This window comes from Micromonospora sp. NPDC051924, assembly GCF_055586005.1.
In genome coordinates this window covers 72,850-97,296 of the sequence record NZ_JBVJJA010000010.1, presented here as the reverse complement: position 1 = coordinate 97,296, position 24,447 = coordinate 72,850, and the positions used below count along the sequence as shown (strand labels likewise).

Annotated in this window: 20 protein-coding genes; 11 read left to right on the top strand and 9 right to left on the bottom strand. The window is 73.6% G+C overall.

Annotated features, from left to right (window positions below; translation table 11 throughout):
- The first annotated feature begins 128 nt into the window (after window positions 1-128).
- The 4 genes from ACZ6S5_RS10745 (at window position 129) to ACZ6S5_RS10730 (ending at window position 6,136) form a co-directional block, all read left to right on the top strand.
- Complete coding sequence (locus ACZ6S5_RS10745) at window positions 129-2,579, top strand: immune inhibitor A domain-containing protein (RefSeq protein WP_465999835.1); 2,451 nt, start codon at window positions 129-131, stop codon at window positions 2,577-2,579.
- A 179-nt stretch (window positions 2,580-2,758) separates the two neighbouring features.
- Window positions 2,759-3,595 (top strand): hypothetical protein, encoded by an 837-nt coding sequence (locus ACZ6S5_RS10740; protein WP_465999766.1) that lies wholly within the window; start codon window positions 2,759-2,761, stop codon window positions 3,593-3,595.
- A 134-nt stretch (window positions 3,596-3,729) separates the two neighbouring features.
- On the top strand, window positions 3,730-5,070 hold the full coding sequence (locus tag ACZ6S5_RS10735; protein ID WP_465999765.1) for a vanadium-dependent haloperoxidase: 1,341 nt from the start codon (window positions 3,730-3,732) through the stop codon (window positions 5,068-5,070).
- Between the two features lie 133 nt (window positions 5,071-5,203).
- Window positions 5,204-6,136: an alpha/beta fold hydrolase gene (locus ACZ6S5_RS10730; RefSeq protein ID WP_465999764.1), complete on the top strand. Its 933-nt coding sequence runs from the start codon at window positions 5,204-5,206 to the stop codon at window positions 6,134-6,136.
- Between the two features lie 16 nt (window positions 6,137-6,152).
- On the opposite strand, the gene ACZ6S5_RS10725 is transcribed toward ACZ6S5_RS10730, so the two are convergent.
- Together ACZ6S5_RS10725 and ACZ6S5_RS10720 are read right to left on the bottom strand one after the other, a co-directional pair.
- Window positions 6,153-6,518: a hypothetical protein gene (locus tag ACZ6S5_RS10725; RefSeq protein ID WP_465999763.1), complete on the bottom strand. Its 366-nt coding sequence runs from the start codon at window positions 6,516-6,518 to the stop codon at window positions 6,153-6,155.
- Window positions 6,515-9,736 carry an SseB family protein gene (locus ACZ6S5_RS10720; RefSeq protein ID WP_465999762.1) on the bottom strand — a complete coding sequence of 1,074 codons (3,222 nt, stop codon included), beginning with the start codon at window positions 9,734-9,736 and terminating at the stop codon, window positions 6,515-6,517. The genes ACZ6S5_RS10725 and ACZ6S5_RS10720 overlap by 4 nt, the downstream gene beginning before the upstream one ends.
- Window positions 9,737-9,888: 152 nt before the next feature.
- On the opposite strand from ACZ6S5_RS10720, the gene mycP reads away from it, so the two are divergent.
- Window positions 9,889-11,094 carry a type VII secretion-associated serine protease mycosin gene (mycP, locus tag ACZ6S5_RS10715; RefSeq protein ID WP_465999761.1) on the top strand — a complete coding sequence of 402 codons (1,206 nt, stop codon included), beginning with the start codon at window positions 9,889-9,891 and terminating at the stop codon, window positions 11,092-11,094.
- 235 nt (window positions 11,095-11,329) lie between these two features.
- Here mycP and ACZ6S5_RS10710 read toward each other — a convergent pair whose 3' ends face one another.
- Both ACZ6S5_RS10710 and ACZ6S5_RS10705 read right to left on the bottom strand, forming a co-directional pair.
- Window positions 11,330-11,623 (bottom strand): WXG100 family type VII secretion target, encoded by a 294-nt coding sequence (locus ACZ6S5_RS10710; protein ID WP_465999760.1) that lies wholly within the window; start codon window positions 11,621-11,623, stop codon window positions 11,330-11,332.
- A gap of 19 nt (window positions 11,624-11,642) precedes the next feature.
- A complete protein-coding gene (locus ACZ6S5_RS10705; protein ID WP_465999834.1) occupies window positions 11,643-11,960 on the bottom strand; it encodes a WXG100 family type VII secretion target in 318 nt (105 codons plus the stop codon).
- A 229-nt stretch (window positions 11,961-12,189) separates the two neighbouring features.
- Here ACZ6S5_RS10705 and eccE point away from each other — a divergent pair, with 229 nt between their 5' ends.
- From eccE to rarD, 4 genes are all read left to right on the top strand, one after another.
- The gene (gene eccE, locus ACZ6S5_RS10700) at window positions 12,190-14,001 is read left to right on the top strand and encodes a type VII secretion protein EccE (protein WP_465999759.1); all 1,812 of its coding nucleotides are present in this window, start codon (window positions 12,190-12,192) and stop codon (window positions 13,999-14,001) included.
- A 50-nt stretch (window positions 14,002-14,051) separates the two neighbouring features.
- A complete protein-coding gene (locus ACZ6S5_RS10695; protein WP_465999758.1) occupies window positions 14,052-14,438 on the top strand; it encodes a phage holin family protein in 387 nt (128 codons plus the stop codon).
- 89 nt (window positions 14,439-14,527) lie between these two features.
- Window positions 14,528-15,016 carry a GNAT family N-acetyltransferase gene (locus ACZ6S5_RS10690; RefSeq protein ID WP_465999757.1) on the top strand — a complete coding sequence of 163 codons (489 nt, stop codon included), beginning with the start codon at window positions 14,528-14,530 and terminating at the stop codon, window positions 15,014-15,016.
- Window positions 15,013-15,939 carry an EamA family transporter RarD gene (gene rarD / locus ACZ6S5_RS10685; protein WP_465999756.1) on the top strand — a complete coding sequence of 309 codons (927 nt, stop codon included), beginning with the start codon at window positions 15,013-15,015 and terminating at the stop codon, window positions 15,937-15,939. The genes ACZ6S5_RS10690 and rarD overlap by 4 nt, the downstream gene beginning before the upstream one ends.
- A 6-nt stretch (window positions 15,940-15,945) precedes the next feature.
- On the opposite strand, the gene ACZ6S5_RS10680 is transcribed toward rarD, so the two are convergent.
- A complete protein-coding gene (locus ACZ6S5_RS10680) occupies window positions 15,946-16,635 on the bottom strand; it encodes an anti-sigma factor family protein (protein ID WP_465999755.1) in 690 nt (229 codons plus the stop codon).
- A complete protein-coding gene (locus ACZ6S5_RS10675) occupies window positions 16,632-17,126 on the bottom strand; it encodes a sigma-70 family RNA polymerase sigma factor (protein ID WP_465999833.1) in 495 nt (164 codons plus the stop codon). The genes ACZ6S5_RS10680 and ACZ6S5_RS10675 overlap by 4 nt, the downstream gene beginning before the upstream one ends.
- Window positions 17,127-17,366: 240 nt before the next feature.
- Between ACZ6S5_RS10675 and ACZ6S5_RS10670 the strand changes: the two genes are divergently transcribed.
- The gene (locus tag ACZ6S5_RS10670; protein WP_465999754.1) at window positions 17,367-19,484 is read left to right on the top strand and encodes a PhoX family protein; all 2,118 of its coding nucleotides are present in this window, start codon (window positions 17,367-17,369) and stop codon (window positions 19,482-19,484) included.
- Between the two features lie 74 nt (window positions 19,485-19,558).
- On the opposite strand, the gene ACZ6S5_RS10665 is transcribed toward ACZ6S5_RS10670, so the two are convergent.
- The gene (locus ACZ6S5_RS10665; RefSeq protein ID WP_465999753.1) at window positions 19,559-20,341 is read right to left on the bottom strand and encodes an IclR family transcriptional regulator; all 783 of its coding nucleotides are present in this window, start codon (window positions 20,339-20,341) and stop codon (window positions 19,559-19,561) included.
- A gap of 155 nt (window positions 20,342-20,496) precedes the next feature.
- Between ACZ6S5_RS10665 and ACZ6S5_RS10660 the strand changes: the two genes are divergently transcribed.
- Window positions 20,497-21,681, top strand: a complete 1,185-nt coding sequence (locus tag ACZ6S5_RS10660) for an MFS transporter (RefSeq protein WP_465999752.1) — start codon at window positions 20,497-20,499, stop codon at window positions 21,679-21,681.
- Window positions 21,682-21,802: 121 nt separating this feature from the next.
- Here the strand turns inward: ACZ6S5_RS10660 and ACZ6S5_RS10655 are convergent, their stop codons facing one another.
- Window positions 21,803-22,882, bottom strand: coding sequence for a polyprenyl synthetase family protein (locus ACZ6S5_RS10655; protein ID WP_465999751.1), 1,080 nt, complete (start codon window positions 22,880-22,882; stop codon window positions 21,803-21,805).
- A gap of 253 nt (window positions 22,883-23,135) precedes the next feature.
- Entirely contained in the window at window positions 23,136-24,425 is a 1,290-nt protein-coding gene (locus tag ACZ6S5_RS10650; protein ID WP_465999750.1) for an ABC transporter substrate-binding protein, read from the bottom strand.
- Between the last annotated feature and the right edge of the window lie 22 nt (window positions 24,426-24,447).

Genomic DNA, 24,447 nt, shown 5'->3' with positions numbered 1-24,447 from the left:
CGTCTTCCCACGCGTTACGTGACTGTCTATCTTCACCATTGGTCCCACACGTGGGACGTCTCTACCGGCCCGTACCCCCGTAGGGCCGGTTCCCTCACACCGGAGGTATCCACGTGCGCAAAGTCGCAGTGGGTCTGCTCGGGCTTTCGCTGACGGCGACGGGACTGGTGGCGGGCACGGCCGCCAGTGCCGCGCCGACGCCGAAGCTGCCGGCCGCCGCTCCGTCGGTCGCCGAGCCCGCGCAGACTGATCACGATCTGCCCAACCCGCTTGAGACCAAGCGACGGGCGCTGCGCCAGGAGGGCCTGAGCGAGGTCCTCGCCGGCCGCACCAAGGCCCAGAAGATCAACGGCAGCACCGTCGTCAAGGTCGGCGAAACGGCGGCCGAAGGCGCCGCCGCCGGCCGGTCCGCCCGCAGCACCAGGGCCGGCAAAGGCCCGGTCAAGGACCAGTACGTCGAGCTGTCGCGCGAGCGGACCGACAAGATCTTCGTGATCCTCGCCGAGTTCGGCAACGACCGGCACCCGGCGTACCCGGACAAGGACACCGACCCGCTGACTGCGGGCCCGGCCCGGTTCGACGGCCCGCTGAACAACGAGATCCCGGCGCCCAACCGGGCGGTGGACAACTCCACCGTCTGGCAGCCGAGCTTCGACGCCGACCACTACCGCAAGCTCTACTTCGGCACCGCCCCGGGTGACGAGTCGCTGAAGCAGTACTACGAGGCGCAGTCCTCGGGCCGGTACAGCGTCGACGGCGAGGTCACCGACTGGGTCAGGGTCAAGTACAACGAGGCCCGCTACGGCCGCTCGGGCGACGACCCGACCGACGCCAACGGCGACGACCCGGCCGTCTGCGCCAGCAACGTCTGCACCAACACCTGGACGCTGGTGCGCGATGCCGCCAACCAGTGGGTCGCCGACCAGAAGGCCGCCGGTCGGACCGACGCACAGATCGCCGCCGATGTCAGGTCGATGGACCAGTGGGACCGGTACGACCACGACGGCGACGGCAACTTCAACGAGCCGGACGGGTACATCGACCACTTCCAGATCGTCCACGCCGGCGGTGACGAGGCCGACGGTGACCCGAACCAGGGTGAGGACGCCATCTGGAGCCACCGCTGGTACGCCTACGCCTCCGACCAGGGCAACACCGGTCCGGCCACCTTCCCGGCCGGCGGCACCCAGATCGGCAACACGGGCGTGTGGATCGGTGACTACACCATCCAGCCGGAGAACGGCGGCCGGAGCGTCTTCTACCACGAGTACGGCCACGACCTGGGCCTGCCGGACGACTACAACGTCACCAACGGCGGGGACAACAACAACGAGCACTGGACCCTGATGGCCCAGAGCCGGCTCGGTGGCAAGAACGACGGCGGCATCGGTGAGCGGGGCGGCGACCTCGGCGCCTGGAACAAGCTCCAGCTCGGCTGGCTCGACTACGAGGTCATCAAGGCCGGCCAGAAGCGCACGCTGAAGCTGGGTCCGCAGGAGTACAACTCCAATGAGGCGCAGGGCGCGGTCGTCGTGCTGCCGAAGCGGACGTACACCTTCGACAACGGCAAGCCGTTCGAGGGCGCGAAGCAGTACTTCTCGGGCAACGAGGACGACCTGAACACCACGATGACGCGGACGATCGACCTCACCGGGAAGACCAGCGCCGCGTTCACCATGAAGGGTCGTTACAACATCGAAGAGGGGTACGACTACCTCTTCTTCGAGGCCTCCACTGACGGCGGCCAGACCTGGACGGCGCTGCCCGGCACGGTCGGCGGCAAGGCGCTGGAGGAGATCTCCCCCGGCCGCTACGCCCTGACCGGCTCCAGCGCCCCCGACGAGGACACTCCGCCCCAGTGGGTAGACGTCAACATCCCGCTGAACTCGCTCGCCGGCAAGACGGTGCAGTTCCGGCTGCACTACACGACCGACGGCGGTGTCTCCGCCGGTGGCTTCTACGGTGACGCGATCGCCGTGACCGCCGACGGGGCGACCCTCTTCACCGACGGTGCGGAGGCGGGCGCGGGTGACTGGACGCTCAACGGCTTCTCGGTCCAGGCCGAGACCTACACCCGCGACTTCGACAACTACTACATCGCCGGCAACCGGTCGTACGTCTCGTACGACAAGTACCTCAAGACCGGCCCGTACTACTTCGGCTACATGAACACCCGGCCGGACTACGTGGACCACTACGCGTACCAGACGGGTCTGCTGATCTCCTACTGGAACCTGCGGTGGGCGGACAACGACACGTTCGACCACCCGGGTGAGGGTCGGAACATGATCATTGACGCGCACCCGCGGCCGATCTACAACCTGACCGGCAACCCCTGGCGGGCCCGCGTCCAGGTCTACGACGCGCCGTTCAGCCTGCAGAAGGCGGACTCGTTCACGCTGCACATCAACAGCCAGCCGCAGTACATCCGTGGCCAGGCCGCGCAGCCGCTGTTCGACGACACCAAGCAGTACTGGTACCCGGAGCTGCCGAACCACGGCGTCAAGCTCCCGGCCGTCGGCGTCAAGATCCGCGTGCTGGAGCAGAACGGCACCACGATGAAGGTCCGCATCTCCTGATCGACGGATCGACCGCACCACCGGTGCCCGGGCAGATGTCCTGCCCGGGCACCGCCCGTTTCGGGCTCCGCGCAGGCCACCAGAAAACACGAATCGTGTCATCATCGTTACAGCCGATTGACGGCGACGACCAGCGGACGTGACGATCATCCCATCGACGATCATGGGGGGTGATCCGGTTGTCAGCTGACATCGCGACCGACGATCCGGGCAGGTCGGACGAGATTCCCCTCTGGATCCGGCTGGCCGACCACGGCCCACTGACGCCGTCGCTGGAACTGCGGATGGTGCTCGCGGACAGCGCCCGCGAGCTGATGCGCGCCCAGAACCGCCTCACCGACCACTACACCCGGCTCCAGCGGATAGCCCATCAGGACGCGGCGCGGTCCGGGGACCGCCCGGACGGGATCGAGGTGGTCACGGAACCCGACCGGTTCCGGGACCTCGCTCACCGGCTGCTCGACACGGCCACAGCGGAGGCCCTGATCCTCCTCGACGAGTCGGCACCGGACCTGTCCCCGCCACCCAGCACGCCGCACCCGGTCCGGATGATCTGCGCCCGACCGCTGCTGGCGAACGCCGAGCGTCGCGAAGGGATCGAGGCCGCGCTGCCCGCGGGGCACGGCGTACGCGTGCTCCCGGCGCTGCCGGCGAGCCTGCTGGCGGTCGACGGCACCGCGCTGCTCGCCCTGCCCCCCACCGACCAGCACCGACAGCTGCTGCTGGTTCGCAGCCCCGCCCTGGTGGCGCTGCTGACCCAGTACGTCAAGGCGCTGTGGCGGCAGGCGATCCCACTCGCCAACGGGGCCCCGGCCGACACCGACGGCGCGCCCACGCCCGTCCAACTCCAGATCCTCCGGTTGGCCGCAGCCGGCCTGAAGGACGAGTCGATCGCCCTCAGCCTCGGCCGCAGTGCCCGTTGGGTGCGCCGGCACTTCGAGCTGCTGGAGGAACGGCTCTCGGCGACCAACCGGCTCACCCTGGGCATCGCCGCGGCCCGGCGCGGCTGGATCTGATCTTGCAACTTGCGGACCGGCTGCCGCTTCGCCATACCGGCACCCCGACCCGCCCAGGACAATCGTGGTCATCAATGGATCGAGGCTCGCCGCCGCAGCTCCGGTGACGGGCCCGGTACGGGGAAAGGACCACGTTGAGGACACTCGGACTGCGACGGGTCGCCGTCGCCGCGCTCGCCACCGTCGGGCTCGCCACGTCGATCACCGCCACCGGAGAACCGGCGCGCGCGGTGAGCGCTGGCTTCGACCACACCATCTACTGGAACAACGTGCTGCTCAAGGCCTACCGGCAGGCGGGCGGCCCACCGACCACGCTGTCCCGCGCCGGCGCCATGATGCACCTGGCCATGTACGACACCAAGGTGTCGCTGGGCGGGCAGGGCAAGCCGTACCTGGGCACGGTCGCCCAGCAGGCCAGCTACAGCTACGACCTGGACATGAACCTGGACGAGGCCGCGTACGACGTGCTGAAGGTCGTGTTCCCGTCCATCGACTTCACCCAGGACTACGCCAACTCGCGGTCCATCGCGCCGATCGGGGAGCCGGGGCCGAACGGCTGGAGCGTCAGCGTCGGCCAGACGGCTGCGCAGAACATGCTCAACGCACGCGCCAACGACGGGTCCACCAACAACACCCCCTATCCGATCAGCTACACGGCGGGCCAGTGGCAGCCGACCGGCTCCGGCAGCGCCGCGGGCCCCAACTGGGGTCTGGTCAAGCCCTTCGGGCTGACCGCCGGCTCGCAGTTCCGCCCGTCGCTGCCCGGCGGCTTCACCACCATCACCGACATGCTGACCAGCAGCGCGTACGCCAAGCAGGTGAACGACGTCAAGCGGTACGGCTCCGCCACCGCCACCACCGCCGACCGCACCGCCGACCAGACCCAACTCGCCTGGTTCTGGGCCAACGACCTCGACGGCACGTACAAGCCGCCGGGTCAGCTCTACACCCTTACCCAGATCATCGCCAAGGCCCGCACCGGCACCGACACCACCCGGCTCTTCGCCCTGGTGTCGCTGGCGATGGCCGATGCCGGCGTCGCCGCCTGGGACGCCAAGTACCAGACGTCCATCGACCTGTGGCGCCCGGAGACGGCGATCCACGAGCCGCAGTCCGACAACAACACGGCCACCGTCCCGGACGCCGGTTGGCAGCCGCTGTCCGCCGATCGAAACGGCGTCCACTTCTCGCCGCCGTTCCCGGCGTACGTCTCGGGGCACGCCACCTTCGCCGGCGCCTGGGCGGGGATCGTCAAGCGGTTCTACGGCACCGACGCCATCTCCTTCACCGCCACCACCGAGGACCCGCACGCCAGCGGGGTCACCCGCTCCTTCACCAGCGTCAGCGCCGCCGCGACGGAGGACGCGAACAGTCGGCTCTACCTCGGCGTGCACTACCAGTGGGACGCCGACCAGGGGTTGGCCACCGGTGATTCGGTCGCCAACTACCTCTTCACCAAGTACTACGTGAACTGATCCGACCGCACGCTCGCGGGGCCGGCACCGATCGCGGTGCCGGCCCCGGCCCACGCCGGGCGGCCCCGGAGAAATCCCTGATCCTCGCCACCTGCGGGGCCGATGACGGATCGCCGGTCCTAGGCTATGCCCCATGACCGACCAGCGTGGCGGGCCCGTCGACGAGTCCTGCGTCCTCCCCGAGGGGCCGTGGACGCACCGGTTCGTCGGCGCCAACGGCAGCCGCTTCCACGTCGTCGAGGCCGGCACCGGCCCGATGGTGCTCTTCCTGCACGGCTTCCCCGAGTACTGGTACGCCTGGAAGGAGATGCTGCCGGCGGTCGCCGACGCGGGGTTCCGGGCGGTCGCGGTCGACCTGCGCGGGTACGGCGCCAGCGACAAGCCGCCCCGCGGGTACGACGGCTACACCCTCGCCGCCGACGTCGCCGGGCTGATCCGCGCCCTCGGCGAGCGGTCGGCGACCCTGGTCGGCACCGGGTCGGGCGGACTCATCGCGTGGACCGCCGCCTCGTTCCACCCCACCCTGGTCCGCCGGCTGGTGGTGCTCGGGGCACCGCACCCGCTGCGGCTGCGGGCGGCCATCTTCGCCGACCCGCGCGGCCAGTTCGCCGCCGCCACCCGGACGCTGAAGTTCCAGCTCCCCCGCTACGAGCACGTGCTGACCCGGGACGACGCCACCGAGGTGGAGGCGATCCTGCGCCGCTGGGGCGGGCCGGGCTGGGTGGACAGTCCGGAGTTCGAGGCGTACGCCCGGTGCTGCCGGGTGGCCATGCAGATCCCGCAGGCCGCCTTCTGCGCGATGGAGGGCTACCGCTGGGCGTTCCGTTCGGTGCTGCGGCTGCACGGCTACCGGTTCGTCAAGCTGATGCAGAAACCGCTGGTCGCCCCGACCCTCCAGCTGCACGGCGCGCTGGACGAGGCCTCCCTGCCGCGGACCGCCCAGGGCTCCGGCCGCTACGTCAGCGCGCCCTACGAGTGGCGGCTGCTCGACGGGGTCGGCCACTTCCCGCACGTGGAGGCCCGGGACGTGGTGCTCGGCGAGATCCTGCGCTGGACGAAGTCCTGACTGGGCAGGACGCGGCCTAAACCCGCTTCTCGCGCAGGTCGGCGACCTCGTTCGCCGGTGCCCAGCCCTGGTAGACGCCGAAGTCGAAGGCCTCCAGCCCCATCGCCCGGGCCACCGGCCAGCGGCCGCCGGTGTACTCCACCCGTAGCCAGCCCTCGTGCTCGGCCAGCACGATGAACGGCTGACCCTGCCAGGTGCAGGTGGTCCGGACGTACGCCAGGTCCTCCGCCTCGGTGGCCGGCACCACCCGGACGTAGCGGCCGGGGCGTACCTCCTCGAAGCCCTCGCCCGGTTCCGGCTGGTAGAGGCGGACGTCGTCGCCGTCGGGGCTGGCCTGGTACTCCCGGCCCCGCCAGCGGGCGACGTAGCCGTCGCGGCTCACGGCGCACCTCCCGGTCGCCATTGCAGCGCGTCGGTGTCCAGGATGGCCACCACCCGCTCGGTACGGTCCGCACCGATCCGCCACAACTCCGCGCCGTGCGGCAGCCGGGCGCTGTCCACCTTGAACTCGGCGACCACGTCGCTGCTCTCCCCCGGCGCGAACCCGTTGCCGCGGAACGGCGGTCGCTCGATCACCCAGCCCTCCATGGCCCGCATCGCGGCCTCGTTCTGCCCGCCGTACGGGATGCGGTAGAGGCTCGGCCGGTACGCCGGCCAGCGCAGCACGTAGATCTCCTCGGCGTCGCGGGAGAACGGCGTGTCCGGGTGACCGAGGCCGAGCGCGTCGTACAGCTCGGCCGGGGTGCCGAGGTGAGCGAGCTCGCTGGCCCGGTGCACGAAGCCGGAGACCCGGTCGTAGCCGCGCTCCAGGTAGTAGGCGAGCTGGCTCGGCGCGATGGCCTTCTGCATGGTCACCGGACGGGTCGGGTCCACCGGCGGGGCGGGCCGCCGCTCCGCCGCCGGCGTCGCCTCGGCGGCCGCCGGCTCGGGGTCGCCCTCCGGGTCGTCGCCGAGCCCCACCTCGGCGGCCCAGTTGGCCAGGGCGAGCACCTGCTCGCCGGGGTACGTCGCGCCGACCGGGGTGCCCGGGTTCACCGCGAACGACCAGCTCTCGTCCGGCCAGCGCCGGATGAGCTGGACGAACTTCACGCGTACGGTGTCGACCGGCCCGTCGGCGTGGTCGGCCAGCCGCTCCGGGGAGGTGTAGACCACCACGTACGGCCCGCCGTCGAGCTGCTCGGTGTGCCAGACGAAGCCGGGGTCACCGGGCCGGCTGCCGGCGGCGGAGTCGGCCGCGACCGGCAGCAGCACCCGGGCCAGCAGCAGGGTGGTGAGAAACCCGTCGGTGCTGCCGCTGCCCGCGGCACCGAGCAGCTCCTCCTCGACCTCGTTCGCCGGCACGAAATCGGCCGGGATCGGGGCCGGGCCGGCGTGCTCGCGCGGGGCCGGGCCGGCGGGCGGCGTGCCGTTGGTCGGATCGCCCGACCGGGTCGACGGCGCGGTCCAGGCGGGCGGCGGGGCAGGTGACGGAACCGCGACGGGTGCGGGCAACGGCTGCGTCCGCTCCCCGGCGGACGGCGCGGGGGACGCGAACAGTGGCTCGGTGCGCTGCTCCGCGGGCGCGGGGTCGGTCCGGTCCCCCGACGGGTACGGCGGCTCGGTCCGCCGCTGCGCCGGGCCGGTTGGCTCGAACAGGGACCCGTCCACCGGCGTGGCGGCGTGGACCACCGGCTCGGTCCGCTCGTCGGTGGGGGCGGCCGGCTCGGCTGGGGACCTGTCCACCGGCGCGGAACCGCCGAACAGCGGCACGGTCGGCTCGGCGGGCGGCGCGACCGGCTCGAAGAACGACCCGTTCCGCCCTCCGTGCGGACCGCCGGTGATTTCCGGCCCGGCCGGCGGCGACGTCGGCGCACCCGGGGCCTCAGCGAGGCGGGCCGCAGCCGGAACGGTCGGCTCGTCGCCCGACGGCTCGAAACGGCTCTCGCGGGCTGACCCGGCCGGGTCGATGGTGAGCGGCACGGTGGGTTCGGCGGGACCCGCCCACGGCGCGGCGGGCACTTCGCCGTCCGCCCGGTGCGCCGGTGGCACCGCCGCGGCGGCCATCGCCGAGGCGGCCGCGGGGACGGTGGGCACCGCGTAGGCCTCGGGGACCACGGGATCCGCACCCGAGCGGGTCGCCGGTGCCGCCTCCGGCTCGGCGAGGTCCCGGGACTCGATGATGGTGCCCTCGATGACGATCGGCGAGAAGCCCCGACGCCCCGCGGGCGGTGCGGACACCGGCTCGGCGACCGACGGGGGCAGCTCCTCCGCGTCGGGCGGTGCGGCGAACCCGGCCTCCCCCACCGGGATCGGCTGGGTGCGCTCGCCCCCGTCGGATGCGTCGGCGGCGCGGGGGCGGCGACGGGGCAGTGCCTGGGTCGCCTCGTCCGCCGAGGCCGGCGGCGCGGGGCGGAAGGGCCGGGACGGCTCCTCCGGCCGGCTCGGGCCGAGCGCGTGCGTGGTCTCGGCGGCGTCCATGGGGAACGCCCGGGTGGGATCCTCCGGCACCGGCTCGTTCAGCGGCCGGCGGCGGGGGAACGGTTGGCCGCCCTGGGCGAACCGGGACGGCGGGACGGCGCGGTCCCCGGCCCGGGGCGGCTGGTCCAGCGGGGACGGACGCCGGGCGGCCCGGCCGGAGGCGGGTTCGAAGAAGGACCGGGCCGGGGGCGGCGCGGGCGGGGTGGAGCGGCCGGCGCCGGTGCCGGAGCTGGCCGCGTTGTCGAAGGGGTCCGACTCGTCCGGACGCCGCCGCAGGTCACTGACCCAGCCGGCGAGGCTGTCCGGGGCGGGCTCCGGCCCCGGACCGGGACGATCGGCGGCCCGCTCGACGGGTGCGGCGACCTCACCGGCGTGGCGGCCGGGGTCGCCCACGGTCCGGGCGGGCCACCCGTCGCGGACCACTCCCTCGTCCGCTCCGCGCGGGCCGAGTCGCCCCAGGCGATCCGCGGTGAGCTGCCCGTTCGCCGGTTCCGGACGCCGGGGGATCGGCGGCACCGACGACTCGGCCACGCTCTGTGCCGGTGTGCTCGGGGTGGTCGGGAACGGCTTGGTCGCGGGCTCGCCCGACGGGTCCGATCCGGGACCGACGGGGGCGGCCGCTGCCCGGCCGGTCGACGCGGCGGCCGGCGGCGGGACGGAAGCCGACGGAACGTCCCGGGCGGACGTCTCGGCACGGGACCGGGCGGCGTTCTCCACCCGCTCCAGCCGGGCGCGGGCCCCCATGGTCCGCCCCGGCAGCCGGACGTCGCCCCGGGAGAGCTGGGCCACGAACCAGGCGGGCAGGTAGCCCTCGATCGGCAGGCCGGGATTGACCGCGAGCCACCACTCGTGGTTCGGCCAGCCGGCGGCCAGATCGGCGTACGGGACGCGACGGGTGGCTCCCGCGTTGTCGCCCAGACAGGCCCGCATCGCGGTGACGGACGTGAATGCGAGGACGTGTGTCCGGCCGCCGGTCGTCCAGGTCCCCCAGCCGGCCTGGGGCCGCCCGGCGGCGGCCGGCCCGGCCACCGGCAGCAACAGATCGACCCTGGTCAGGATGCGGAAGTACAGCTGCTGATCCTCGGCACGCAGCGCGTCCCGCATCGCCACCTCGGCCTCGGTGGCCGGCTCCCATTCGGTCACGGCCACCTTTCCTTCCGCGCGCAGGCCACAGGCATCGCCTACAACCTACAAGGTGGTAACAAGATCACAATGGCTGGCCATCGACGGTCCGCCGTCCGCCGATCGAGGCGCTAACATCCCGTTCCGGAGCCGACACGTTACGGAGGCGGTCGATGTCCCGGCCCACCGCGCGCCCGGTCCTGGCCGCCCTGGTCACCATCATCACCGCCGGGCTGCCGGCCGCACCGGCGGCGGCTCGCGCGCCGTCGGGGTGTGCTTCACCACCAGCGCCGGCCCGCCCCGTGGCGGCCACCCCGTGGCCACAGCAACGCTACGGGCCGGACCGCCTCACCCCGCTCGCCGACGGCACCGGCGTGGTCGTCGCGGTGGTCGACTCCGGCGTGGACCGTACCCACCCGCAGCTGGCCGGGCGGGTGCTCGACGGCGCCGACTTCCTCGACCGGGGTGGCGACGGCACCCGGGACTGCGCCGGGCACGGCACCGGGGTGGCGAGCATCATCGCCGCGCGCGCCCGCCCGGGCGTGGCGTTCCGCGGGCTCGCCCCGGGTGCCCGCATCCTGCCGGTACGGGTCAGCGAGCAGCAGGTCGTCGAGGGCCGGGAGTCGGGGCGGACGGTCGACGCGGCCGACTTCGCCCGGGCCGTCCGCTGGGCGGTGGACCACGACGCCGACGTGCTCAACCTCTCCGTCGTGCTGTACGCCGACAACCCGGCGGTCCGGGCCGCGATCGCCTACGCGGTGCGCCGGGACGTGGTGGTGGTGGCCGCCGCCGGCAACCTGCACGACAGCGGTGACCCCCGGCCGTACCCGGCCGCGTACGAGGGGGTGCTCGGGGTGGGCGCGATCGGGGCGGACGGCGCCCGCACCCCCTTCTCCCAGACCGGCCCGTACGTGGATCTGGTGGCTCCGGGCGGGGACGTGCTGATGGCCGCGCCCGGGCAGGGCCACCACCGGGCGGAGGGGACGAGCTACGCGACGCCCTTCGTGGCGGCTACCGCGGCGCTGTTGCGGCAGTACCGCCCCGAGTTGACCGCCGCCGAGGTCGCCGGGCGGATCGTGGCCGGCACGGATCCGGCGCCGGGGCGGGGCGACGGATACGGCGCCGGGGTGCTGAACCCGTACCGGGCGGTCACCGAGTCACCGGGGCCGGTGGCCGCCGGACCGGAGCGGAGAGCCGCGCTGGCGATGGACCAGCCGGATCCGGCCGCGACGGCGCAGCGGATGCGACGGCTGGCGGCCCGGGACCGGGCACTGCTGGTGGCGGGGGTGACCGGCGCGGCCGCCGTCGTCGTGGCGCTGCTGGCGGCGGTGCTGCCCCGCGGCGCCCGCCGCCGCTGGCGCCCCGCCGACCCCGCCTGATCGGCCCCCCCATCGGCTCACCCACCCCTCAGACCCCGCCCCCTCCTGGACCCGCACCACCCCCGAACCCGGCCCACCCGACCCGCGCCGCCTCGTTGATCAAGAGGTTTGCGTCAGGAATCCGGAGTACGGCGACGCAGACCCCTTGATCAACTCGGTGAGCCGGGCCGGGGCCGGGCGGAGGTGTGCGGGGGCGGCGGTTCGGATGGGTGAGCGCCCGCCGCCGCTGCGGTGGTCACTGGAACAGGTTGGCGTTCCGCTTCTCGGTGTCGAGGTAGTCGGCCGCCGAGTCCTCCACCGCCAGCTTGATGTCGCGCAGCATGGCCTGGAGGTCCTCCGAGGCGGCCCGCCACCGGGACTGTCGCTGCTCGTACGCCTCGCGGGCCCCGCCGGACCAACTCGCCACGAGCGGTGCGGCGTCCCGCTCGAGCTGCCCGAGCTGGCCGTCGAGGGTGTTCAGCGCCTTCTGGATGTCCGCAGCGGCCTGTTGCAGCGCGGCGAAGTTGACGACCAGCACACCGTGGTCCATCGGATCCGTCCTTCCGTCGTCAGAGCGGCAACTGGATGCCGCGATGGGTGCCGCCCACCCGGGTGGCGGCGTCGGTGTCCGAGACGTCGTACTGCGCCCCGGCGGTGCGGATGGCGCCGGCGGTCTCCCGCAGGGCGCGCTGCAACGCCGCCTGGTCCTGCGCCCACTGCTGTTTGACCTGCTCGAACGAACGCCCGCCGGCGCCGCGCCAGGCCTGCTGCAGCACCTCCAGCTCGGCCATCAGGCCGCTGAGCATCGCCTGCAACGACTGGTCCACCTGCTCGAACTTCGCGGCGGTCTGCTGCATCACCGCGGCTTCTGCCTGGGTCTGGGACACCCCGGACGTCACCTCGTCTCCTCGGTCGTGGCTGGCCGCTGGAACGACCACCGTGGACTTCGCCGGAGCGCGGAACCGGAAACGGGGGAGGGGACGGGCGCGCTCGGCGGAACTCGTCGCTGACGGTAGCCGCCCGATTCCGGTTCTGCTACCCCCGAGCCTCCCCTGTGGACAACAAGCCATTACGATGAGCCATAGCAACGTCACGGCGAGCATGGGAGGAGGGGCGGTGACGGCGACCACGACCGGCCGGCCGGCACCGACGGCCCCGCACCCGCCCCGTTGGACGCCCCGCCCCGCGCCCGGCGTACGGGCCGGTCAGGTGGTGGCGGCCCAGGTCGCGGTCGCCGCGCTGGTGGCAGCCGTCGGCCAGGGCGTGGCGGTGACCGCGGCGGCCCTGCTGCTGGCGATCCTGTTGCTGCCCGGGGCCTGGGTCCGCTGGCGCGGCCGGTGGCTCTACGAGTGGCTGCTGGTCGGCCTGGGGCACCTCACCCGGCGGCGCGCCCTGCCCACCGCCTCGGGGCCGGCCGCGCTGCTGGAGCTGGTGGCCCCGGGGGCGTCGGTGCACGCCGCCGAGCTGGCCGGCAACCCCGCGGCCCTGCTGGACGACCCGGCCGGGATCACCGCGCTGGTCGAGATCGGTGAGCCCGGCGACCTGCTCGGCGACGGCCCGCGGGCCCTGCCCGCGCCGCTCTCCCTGCTGGCTCCGCCCGGCCCGGAGAGCCCACCGGCGCGGCTCCAGCTCCTGCTCTCCGCCTCACCCGCCCCCGCGCCGGCCGCCGGTGCCGGCACGGCCGGCACGTCGTACCGGCAGCTCACCGACGGCCGGTTGGCGGCGCGAACCCGGGCGGTGCTCGCCGTCCGGATGCTCCGGGTCGACGGCTGGTCGGACGGGGAACTGCGCCGGGCGCTCTCCGGCACGGTCCGCCGGATCGTCCGCCGGCTCGACCCGCTGACCGGCCGCCCGCTGGGCGGGGCGGCGGCGCTGCGGGTGGTCGCCGAACTGGCCCACCACGACGCCGGGGCACCGGTCCGCGAGTCGTGGCCGGCCGTGACGGCGGGCGGACTCATCCAGGCCACCTACCGGCTGCGGCGGTGGCCGGATCCGCGTACCGACGCGGGTCGGCGGTTGGTGCCCCGGCTGCTGGCGCTGCCGGCCACCGCCACCACCGTCTCGCTCTGCGTCGGTCCGCGCGTCGGCGCCGACACCGCGCCGGTTCCGGCGGAGCTGAGCGTACGCCTGGCCGCCTGGACCGGGCCGGAGCTGGCCGTGGCCGAACGGGCGCTGCGCCGGCTCGTCGGCGACCTCGGCGCGGAGGTGCGCCGGCTCGACGGCGAGCACCTGGCAGGCTTGGCCGCCACCCTGCCGCTGGCGGCGGCCCGGGGCGGCCCGGGGGTGGCCGGCGCGGAGCTGGACGGGCTGGAGCTGTCCGTCGGCGAGTCCGGGCTGATGATCGGGGCCAACCGGCGCGGCGGCGCGGTGACCGTACGCCTCTTCGGTCCCGGCACGACCCGCCTGCTGCTGGTCGGCGGGGTGTGCGCCGCGCAACTCTTGGCGCTGCGCGCGCTGGCGCTCGGCGCCCGGGTGGTGGTGCAGACGGCCCGGCCCCGGGCGTGGGAGCCGTTCCTCCGCGGCGTGGCCGCGCCCGGCGGGGCGGTGCCGCTGATCCCGCCCGGGCGTCCGGTGGGCGGCGCGCCAGGTTCGCCGCTGCAACCGCTGCTGCTGGTGGTCGACGCCGGACCGGTGCCGCCGGAGGTCGGGCCGGCGGCGCCCTGGCAGTCCATCCTGGTGGTCCGGGACGAGCTGACCCCGGCGGACTCGGCGGCGCTGGCCCGCGCCGACCTGGCGATCCTGCAACCGCTGGACCCGGATGAGGCGGCGCTCGCCGGCGCGGCGCTCGGTCTCGGCGGCTCGGCGGACTGGCTGACCCGGATCCGCGACGACATGGTGGCCGTGGTCAACCGGCGGGCGTTGCGCTGGGCGCTGCTCTCCCCGACGCCGATCGAGTCGCAACTGGTCGGTCGGCCGAGCCGCCGCTGAGCGGATCAACAGGGTTCCGCGCATCGACGCCGCATGGCACGATCCCCGCCATGGGTTTTCTGAAGGGTCTTCTGATCCGGCTCGCCTCGACCGCGGTGGCCTTCTGGCTCGCCACGCTGCTCATCCCGGGCATCAAGCTGAACTCGGAGTCGGTCACCGACACGGTGACCACGCTGGTGCTGGTCGCGGTGATCTTCGGTGTGGTCAACGCCGTACTCCAGCCGATCATCAAGACCGTCGGCTGCGGCTTCTACCTGCTGACCCTCGGCCTGATCGCGCTGGTGGTGAACGGCCTGCTCTTCCTGCTCACCAGTTGGATCGCCGGTCAGGCGGGGTTGCCGTTCCACGTGGACAACTTCTGGCCGGCCGCGGTGCTGGGCGCGCTCTTCGTCGGCATCGTGACCTGGATCCTGGGCGCGGTCCTCGACCGCGACTGAGCCGTCCCGTCGATTCCCGCCCACCGGCCAGGCCAGTGGGCGGGAATTGGCTGGCGAGGAGCCCGGGGACCGGCGGTAGCGTCGGTCGGGTGTTCACCCTGACCCGCCCTGACGGCTACCAGCTCAGCACCGACCCGGACCGGCTCGACCTGGACCGGGTGCACCGGTGGCTCTCCACCGACGCGTACTGGGCGCTCGGGCGGGATCGGGACACGGTCGAGCGGGCCTTCGCCGGCTCGATCGGCTTCGGGGTCTACCGGCCCGGGGACGGGCGGCAGGCGGCGGTGGCCCGGGTGGTCACCGACCGGGCCACCTTCGCCTGGCTCTGCGACGTGTACGTGGACCGGGGCGAGCGGGGTCGCGGCCTGGGCACCTGGCTGGCCGGCGCGGTTCGCGACCACCTGGCCGAGCTGGGCGTACGCCGGATCGTGCTGGCCACCAACGACGCCCACGAGGTCTACGCCAAGGTGGGCTTCACCCCGGTGGAGCCGGACCGCTGGATGCACCTCGATCGGCGGGTGACCCAGGTCACTGGAAAGGAGCAACAGGCCGCTTCACCACTTACGGTGGAGGCGTGAACCAGACCCGCCTCGGCTACCTGTACGGCTTCGGCGCGTACTTCATCTGGGGTTTCTTCCCGATCTACCTGAAGCTGCTCCGTCCGGCCGGGCCGGTGGAGATCCTCGCCCACCGGATCGTCTGGTCGGTGGTCTTCGTCGCCCTCGTGCTGGCCGCGATGCGCAACATCGGCTTCCTGCGCGCGCTGGCCCGCCGGCCCCGCGCGCTGGCCGGCATCGCCGCGGCGGCCACGCTGATCGCGATCAACTGGGGCACCTACATCTACGGGGTGAACTCCGACCGGGTGGTGGAGACCGCGCTCGGCTATTTCATCAACCCCCTGGTCATCGTGCTGATCGGGGTCTTCCTGCTGCGCGAGCGGCTGCGCCCGGCGCAGTGGGCGGCGCTCGCCGTCGGCGGGCTGGCGGTGGCGGTGTTGACCATCGACTACGGCCGGCTGCCCTACCTGGCGCTCACCCTGGCCTTCAGCTTCGCCGGCTACGGGCTGGTCAAGAAGCGGCTCGGGCTGCCCGCCGCAGAGGGCCTGTTCGTCGAGTCGGCGGTGCTGGCGCTGCCCGCGCTGGGCTACCTGACCTGGCTGACCAGCCGGGGCGCGTCCACCTTCGGCCACGTCTCCACCGGGCACACCGTGCTGCTGGTGCTGGCCGGCGCGGCCACCGCGATCCCGCTGCTGCTATTCGCCGGGGCGGCGAACCGGCTGCCGCTCTCCACCATCGGCATGCTCCAGTACGTCGGCCCGATCCTCCAGCTCGGCTGCGGGGTGCTGATCTACCACGAGCCGATGCCACCGGCCCGGCTGGCCGGCTTCGCCCTGGTCTGGCTCGCCCTGGTGGTCTTCACCACCGACGCCGTCCGCCACGCCCGCCGCAGCCGCGCCGCGGCACGGACCGCCGCGGCCCCGGTCCCCGCCGCGACCCGCTGACCGCGGTCAGCGGAGGTCGTAGGCGAGGACGGGAGTGTTGTCGGCCCGCAGCAGTTCGAGGCGGACCAGTTCGCCGTGGGTGAAGCGGGTGGCGCCGGTCATGCGGAGATTGTCCCCGGGCGCGGCCAGCCAGGTGGCGACCTGCTCCGTCGCGCCGTCCGGGCCGTGCGCCACCAGCCGGAAGGTGTACGCCTCCCGGTCACCGGCCCGCTGGTCGTACCCGCAGTGCAGGGTGACCTCGGTGCCCCACTTCTTGTCGGTCAACCCGACCTCGGCGTGCACCGGGACCGGGCCGGCGGTCGGCCGCATCGCGGTCAGCGTCACCTGCCGCGCCGGCGGGGCGGCCGGCGGCCGGAGCTGGGCCGCCCCGAGGCCGGCCAGCACGGCGAGCACGGCCGCGGCGAGCGCGGTCAGCGCGTACCGTCGCCGCGACCGGGACCCCTCGCGGCGCCGCCGCGCCCGGGCGGCGTCGAGCAGCGCGGGCACCCGGGAGGTCTCGGGACGGACCTCCAGGAACTGCTCCAACCCGGCCGGGTCGAGCCGGCCGAGCAGGCCGGGCAGGACGGCGATCTCGGCCACCGCCTCCCGGCAGGCCGCGCAGCCGGCCAGGTGCCGCTCGTAGGCGGCCCGCTCGGCGGGGGCGAGGGCACCCAGCACGTACGCGCCGTCGTCGTGCGCGAACTCGCAGCGGGTCATCCGGTCACCCCCATCTCGGCCAGGGCCAACCGTAGTGAGCGCAGCGCGTAGTGGGTGCGGGACTTGACCGTGCCCGGTGGCACGCCGAGCCGGGCGGCCGCCTCCGCCACCGACCGACCCTGGTAGAAGCACTCCACCAGCACCTCCCGGTGGGTGGGGCTGAGCCGGTTCAGCGCCTCGGCCACCGTCCACGCCTCCACCGCACGCTCCGCTTCGTCGACCGTCTCGGGAGGTTCGGGCAGCTCGTCGGTGTAGACCTCGCCGACCCGGGTGGACCGGCGCCGCCAGGCGTCGATGGCCAGGTTCCGGGCGGTGGTGAAGAGCCAGGCGCGGACCGAGCCGCGCCGCGGGTCCAGCGACTCCGGGTGCCGCCACGCCCGGAGCAGCGTCTCCTGCACCAGGTCCTCGGCGCGCGACCGGTCACCGTTGACCAGCCGGAGGGCGTGCGCGAAGAGCGCGTCGGCGTGCTCGTCGTGCAACGCGCGCAGCAGTTGGGCGTCGTGGTCGCTGATGGCGGGGCACCTCGCTTCCGGCGGCGAGACCAGCGGTGCGTTCACCTCTCCATACGTGCCGTGACGCCGAACGGTTCAGCCGCAGGTCACGCCGCAGCTGTTCACGTCCGGTTCACGTCCGTGCCGGTGCCCGCTCACCGCGCCCTGGCAGGGTCCGGCCCGTACGCGCGCGCCGACGCCCGGGCGCGCCACCGACGTCCGATCAGGAGGCTCCACCCCATGAGTGAACGTCCCCGGCTGCTTCCGCTGCTCGGCGCGCCCCGACACGGTACCCGCGATGCGATGACCTGCCAGTACCGGTGCGGCAACGCCTGCGACCACCCGGTGCCGAACTCCTCCGACAACCCGTACTTCGGAAACCTGGTCGAGGCCGAAGTCTCCCGGCGCGGCGTGGTCCGCGCGGGTGCCGTCGGCGCCCTGGTACTCGGCTTCGGCGGCGCCGTCGCCGGCGCGCTGGCCGGTGCCGCGCCGGCCGCCGCCGCGCCCGCCGCGCCGACCGTCCCGGCGGCCCCGGAGGCTGCGCCGAGCGGCGGCGTGGGCAGCGGCGCGCTGACCTTCCGGCCTGTCCCGCCGAACAAGCTCGACTCGCTGGTCGTGCCGAACGGGTACGACCACGCGGTCGTCATCAAGTGGGGCGACCCGGTGGTGCCCGGCGCGCCCGAGTTCGACGTGCACGGACAGACCGCCGCGGCCCAGGCGAAGCAGTTCGGCTACAACAACGACTTCGTCGGCGTGCTGCCGATCGACCGGAAGCGGGCGCTGCTCGTGGTCAACCACGAGTACACCAACGAGGACCTGATGTTCCCCGGCTTCACCGGCCAGGACGCGCTCACGGTCGAGCAGCTGCGGGTGGCCATGGCCGCGCACGGGATGTCCGTGGTCGAGCTGGAGCGGGTGGACGGCACCGGGCGGTGGCGGCCGGTGGGCCACGGCCGGCGGCCGTACAACCGGCGGGTGACCGCACTGGCCACCACGTTCGAGCTGACCGGCCCGGCCGCCGGCTCGGCCTGGCTGCGCACCGCCGCCGACCCGACGGGCCGTACGGTGGTCGGCACGCTGAACAACTGCGCCGGCGGGGTCACCCCGTGGGGCACCGTGCTCTCCGGCGAGGAGAACTTCAACCAGTACTTCGTCGGTGGCGACGCCGCGCCCGAGGAGCTGAAGCCGAAGCTGGCCCGTTACGGCATCCCGACCGACGTGCGCTACCCGAGCGGCAGCCGCAAGTGGGACCGCGCCGACGAGCGCTTCGACCTGGCGAAGCACCCCAACGAGGCGCACCGCTTCGGATGGATCGTGGAGATCGACCCGTTCGACCCGGAGAGCCGCCCGCGCAAGCACACCGCGCTGGGCCGGTTCAAGCACGAGGGCGCCAACGTCATCGTGGCCGACAACGGGCACGTGGTGGCCTACCTGGGCGACGACGAGCGGTTCGACTACCTGTACAAGTTCGTCTCGGACAAGAAGTTCATGCCGGGCAGCTCCTGGGTGGCCCGCAAGCACAATCTCACCCTGCTGGAGTCCGGCACGCTCTACGTGGCCGCGCTGACCGGCAACAGCGCCGGTGAGATCGACGGCACCGGCACGCTCCCCTCGGACGGCGCGTTCGACGGGCGCGGCCGGTGGATCAGGCTGGTCAGCGGCAACCGCTCGTACGTGAACGGGATGACCGCGGCCGACGTGCTGACCTTCACCCGGCTCGCCGCCGACAGGGTCGGCGCGACCAAGATGGACCGGCCGGAGGACGTCGAGCCCAGCCAGCTCACCGGCAAGGTGTACGTGGCACTGACCAACAACACCGACCGGGGCAAGGCCGGCAAGGCCCCGGCCGACGAGGCGAACCCGCGCAACCTCAACAAGCACGGGCAGATCCTGGAGCTGGTCGAGGACCGGGGCGACCACACCGGCGAGAGCTTCGCCTGGTCGCTGCCGATCGTCTGCGGCGACCCGGCCGACCCGTCCACCCACTTCGCCGGGTACGACAAGGCCAAGGTCTCGCCGATCTCCTGCCCGGACAACGTCGCCTTCGACGCCACCGGCAACCTCTGGATCGCCACCGACGGCAACGCGCTGGGCAGCAACGACGGCCTCTTCGCCACCGCGGTCGAGGGCCCGGAACGGGGTCACCTCAAGCAGTTCCTCACCGTGCCGCTCGGCGCGGAGACCTGCGGCCCGTTCATCACCCGGGACAACCGCTCGGTCTTCGTGGCCGTGCAGCACCCGGGCGAGATCACCGGCGCGTCGGTGGAGAACCCGGCGTCCACCTGGCCCGACGGCGACTTCGCCAAGCCCGGCGTGGTGGTCACCTGGCGCCTCGACGGCGGCCCGGTCGGCAGCTGACGTTCCCCCTGGCGGTTCGGCGCTGGACCGCCCCGAAGGGCCCCTTCCCCCGCCGGGGAAGGGCCCGTTCGGCGTCAGACGTCGGCGGCGATGCCGTCGGCGACCGCCCGGGCGACGGTGAGCAGCTTGGCCCGGACCACCCGGGCGGAGGTCATCATCTCGCTGGCCGGCAGCGCGCAGGCCAGCACCACCCGACGCTCGATGTCCTTGTCCGGGGTGACCAGCACCGCCGCGCAGGCCACCCCCTGCCGGAACTGGCCCAGCTCCAACTGCATCCCGCGCCGGTCACCGGCGGCCAGGTCCGCCTCGAACGCCTCCGGCGTGGTGAGGGTGGCGCTGGTGAACGGGCGCATGCCGTACTCGCGCAGGTAGCGGAAGCGCTGCTCGGCGGTGAGCGTGGCGAGCAGGCTCTTGCCGAGGGCGGTGGCGTGCGCCCCCTCGTCGAAGCCCGGCACCAGGTCCTCCAGGTAGGGCGAGCGCGGCCCCTCGGCGACCGCCGTGACCGCCACCTGGCCGCCGACGAACCGCCCCAGGAAGTGGCTCCAGCCGGTGTCCACGGCCGCCCGCCGCAGCGACTCCCCGACCGCCGGTGGCCCCCGGAACGCGGTCACCAGCTCCCGGTACCGGTCGGCCACCTCCAGCCCGACGATGTACGTGCCGTCCTCCCGCCGGATCACGTAGCCCTCGTACGCGAGGGTGCGCACCAGGTGGTAGGTGGTGGCCACGGTCAACTCGCAGCGGCGGGCGATCTGCTTGACGGTGAGTCCCCTCGGCGCACGGCCGACCGACTCGAGCACTCGAAGCGCGCGGGAGACACTTCGGATCAGGTCCGAAGGTTCCGCCAAGGGGTCGCGCACAACCACCTCCGCCGCCGGGGACTTACACCATATGAAAAAGAGGCCGAGTGCGAAATGCCTGTTCGGATCGAGGATGCCAGATCACCGGGCACGGGCCGCGCACCGACAGACGGCGATCAGCTGCCGAAACATGGCCGGCGTAGGTTTGCCTGACGATGACCCACACCGCCTTGCACCCCTCGCCCCCCGCGGCCCGACGTACCGTCCAGGCCAGCGCGGGGGCCATCGCCACCACGATCGCCTGCGTCCTGCCCGTCTTCCTGCTCGGCGGGCTCGCCGTGCAAATGGGCCAGGACCTGCACTTCTCCCCCGCCGGCCTGGGCCTGGCCGTCTCGGTGTACTTCGGGATCAGCGCCCTCGCCTCGGTGCCCTCCGGCGCGCTCGTCGAGCAGTACGGCAGCGCCGTGGTGGCCCGCGCCGGCATCCTGCTCTCCGCCGCCTCGCTGCTGGCCGTTGCGGCGCTGGCCCGGTCGTACCCGGTGCTGGTCGGGCTGCTGGCGCTCAGCGCCGCCGCGAACGCGCTCGGCCAGCTGGCGAGCAACGCCGCCCTGGCCCGGCACGTCCCCGCCCACCGGCAGGGGCTCTCCTTCGGGGTGAAACAGGCCGCCATCCCGGTCTCCACGCTGCTGGCCGGCGCGGCGGTGCCCACCATCGCGCTGACCGCCGGCTGGCGCTGGGCGTTCGTGGCCGCCGCCGGGGCCGCCCTCGCGGCGCTGCCGACCGTACCGGCGCAGGAGCGCGACCCGGCGCGGCGGCCGGCCGCCGGACGGGCCGGCCGGGCGACGGTGGCGCTGGTGGTGGTCGGTCTGGCCGCCACCCTGGCCGCCGCCGCCGCGAACGCGCTGGGCACCTTCGTGGTGGACTCCGCGGCCGGCCGCGGGCTCTCCCCGGGCCTGGCCGGCCTCACCCTGACGCTGGGCAGCGCGGTCTGCGTGGCGGCCCGGGTGGGCGCCGGCTGGCTCGCCGACCGCCGGGAGGGCGGGCACGTGGCGCTGATCGCCGGCATGCTCGTGGTCGGCGCGGTCGGGCTGGTCCTGCTCGCGCTGGCAGGCTCGGGGCCGCTGGTCGCCGGCGTGGTGCTCGGCTTCGGTCTCGGCTGGGCCTGGCCCGGCCTGCTGAACTTCGCGGTGGTCCGGCTGCACCCGCAGGCCCCGGCCGCGGCCACCTCGATCACCCAGACCGGCGTGTACGCGGGCGGCTGCCTGGGCCCGCTCGGCCTCGGTGCGGTGGCCGCCCACCTCGGCTACCCCACCATGTGGACGGCCGCCGCCGTAGCCATGCTCCTGGCCGCCGCCCTCATGCTCCTCGGCGCCCGCCTCCTCTCCCGCCCCCGCCCCTGACCTGACCCCGCCTCGTTGATCATGAACTTGGCGGCACTCAATGAGATCGACATCGCCGCAAACTTCATGATCGACCACGAAGGCCGGCGGAGCCGGGGGGTGGGGGGTGGGGGGTGGGGGGTCAGCTGGTGCGGTCGGCGATGTAGTCGCAGAGGGATTCGAGGGCGCGGCGGGCCGGGCTCCCGGGGAGCGGGGCGAGCTGCGCCCGCGCGTCCTCGGCGTAGCTGCGGACGGTCTCCCGGGCGCGCTTGAGCGCCGGGGACTCGCGGAGCAGGCCGAGCGCCTCGGCGTGCAGCGCGTCGTCGACCAGCGGGCCGGTGGCCAGGATCTCCCGCAGCCGCACGCTGGCGGCGTCCGAGTCGTCCGAGGCCAGCGCGTAGAGCACCGGTAGGGTCGGCACGCCCTCGCGCAGGTCGGTGCCGGGGGTCTTGCCGGACTGCACCGACTCGCTGGCGATGTCGAGCAGGTCGTCGGAGAGTTGGAAGGCCACCCCGATGGTCTCGCCGTACCCGGCCAGGGCCTCGGTGTGCTCAGCCGACGCGCCGCCGAACATGCCGCCGAAGCGGGCCGAGGTGGCGATCAGCGAACCGGTCTTCTCGGCGATGACGTGCAGGTAGTGCGCGACCGGGTCGGTGCCGCGCGGGCCGACCGTCTCGGCGATCTGCCCGTGCACCAGCCGAGCGAAGGTGCGCGCCTGGAGGCGTACCGCCTCGGGACCCAGCTCAGCCGAGATGTCCGCGGCCCGGGCGAAGAGGTAGTCGCCGACCAGGATGGCGACCGAGTTGGTCCAGCGGGAGTTGGCGCTCGGGGCGCCCCGGCGGACCGCGGCCTCGTCCATGACGTCGTCGTGGTAGAGCGTCGCCAGGTGCGTGAGCTCCATCACCACGGCGGCCGATACGACCTCGTCGCTGGTCGGATCGCCGAACTGGGCACCGAGCGCGACCAGAAGCGGACGGAACCGCTTGCCGCCGGCCTCGACCAGGTGCCGGGCCGCCTCGGTGACGAGCGGGTCGGCGCTGGCCACGCTGGCCCGCAGGTAGGTCTCGACCCGATCGAGGACGCCCAGCACGGACGCTTCGACGCGCGGGTCGGCGAGGTACAGGCCGAGCGCGCCGAACTGACCCGTGCCCTCCGGACCCGGGCGACCGCCGGGGCCGGTGGCACCTGAACGCTCGCCAGCCGGAATCACGCCTTCAACCATGCCACACCCGTTCGACCTGCCCGAGGAGGGGGATACGGACCGGGGGGGGGGGGGGGGGGGGGGGGGGGGGGGGGGGGGGGGGGGAGGGGGGCGGGGGGGGGGGGGGGGGGGGGGGGGGGCGGGAGGGGGGGGGGGGGGGGGGGGAGGAGGGGGGGGGGGGGGGGGGGGGGGCGGGGGGGGGGGCGGGGGGGGGGCGGGGGGGGGGGGGGGGGGGGGGGTGGTGGGGCGAGCCGCCCCACCACCCGCGCGCGGCTTACTTGGCCTCGTCGTCCAGGAACTTCTGGAAGGCGTCGTTGGCGGTGTCGGCCGCGGCCGCCGGGTCCTTGCCGGTGATCGCGTCGACGATCGGCTGGCCGACGATCTCGCGGGCCTGGCCGACCTTCACGACCACGGGCCGGTCATGGGCGACGCCGCCCTGGGTGCTGGCGTTGATTGCCTCGACCAGGTCCTTCGGGTAGTTCGCGGTGCCCTCCGGGTTGGCCCAGACCGAGGTACGGGCGCTCGGCACACCGGCCTTCTGCTGGGCGAGGGTCTGCTCCTTGCCGGTGGCCCACTCGATGAACTTCCAGGCGTTGCTCTTGTTCTTCGAGGCGTCGTTGATGCCCAGCGCCCACGAGGGGATGTTGTACGGCTTGGAGCCGGCCGGGCCGGCCGGGAACGGCGCGAAGCCGACGGTGTCGGACACCTTGGACTTGGCCGGGTCGGTGGCGTTCTTGTAGAGCGAGTTGGCCTCGGTGTAGAAGGCGGCCTTGCCCTGGGTGAAGATGGCCATCGCCTCGGGCCAGCTCATGTCGGTGCTGACGTTGGCCGGGCCGCTGTCCTTGATGAGCCCGCCGTAGAAGGCGTACGCCTGCTTGGCGGCATCGCTGTTGACGGTCGCCTTGCCGCTGCCGTCGACGAAGTCACCGCCGAAGCTGTACAGGAAGCTGGAGAACTGGGTGACCGCCGGCGACTTGCCGGTACGGGCGACGAAGCCCGCGACGCCGGGGGTGGTCGCCTTGATCTTGGCGGCCGCGGCCTTGAGCTCGTCGAGGGTCTTCGGCGGGGCGCTCAGGCCAGCCTTGGCCAGCAGGTCCTTGCGGTAGTACAGGACCTCCTGCTCGGTGATGATCGGGACGCCCACCGACTTGCCCTCGTACGTGGTGGCCTCGACCGGGCCGGACTGGAAGTCCGAGGAGTCCCAGTCCTTGCTGGACTTGACCTGGTCGGACAGGTCGGCCAGGTACTTGTTCTTGGCGAAGAGCTTCCCCTCCTGCAGGGGCCGGTACATCATCACGTCGAGGTCGGACGACCCGGCGTTGAGCTTGACGTTGTACTGGTCCGAGAGCTGGTCCTCGCCGAGCTGGGTGATCTCGACCTTGAGCCCGGTCTGCTTCTCGAACTCGGGCAGGGCCTTCTTGATGTTCTCCGTCCACACGTGGTTCGCGAGGGTCACGTGGACGGTCTTGGACGCGCCGCTGTCGTCGCCACCGCCGCCGCAGGCGGCCAGGCCCATGGCGACCACCACGGCCAGAGACGTACCGATTATCGATCGACGTCGCACGTCATCTCTCCTTTTCTCGTGG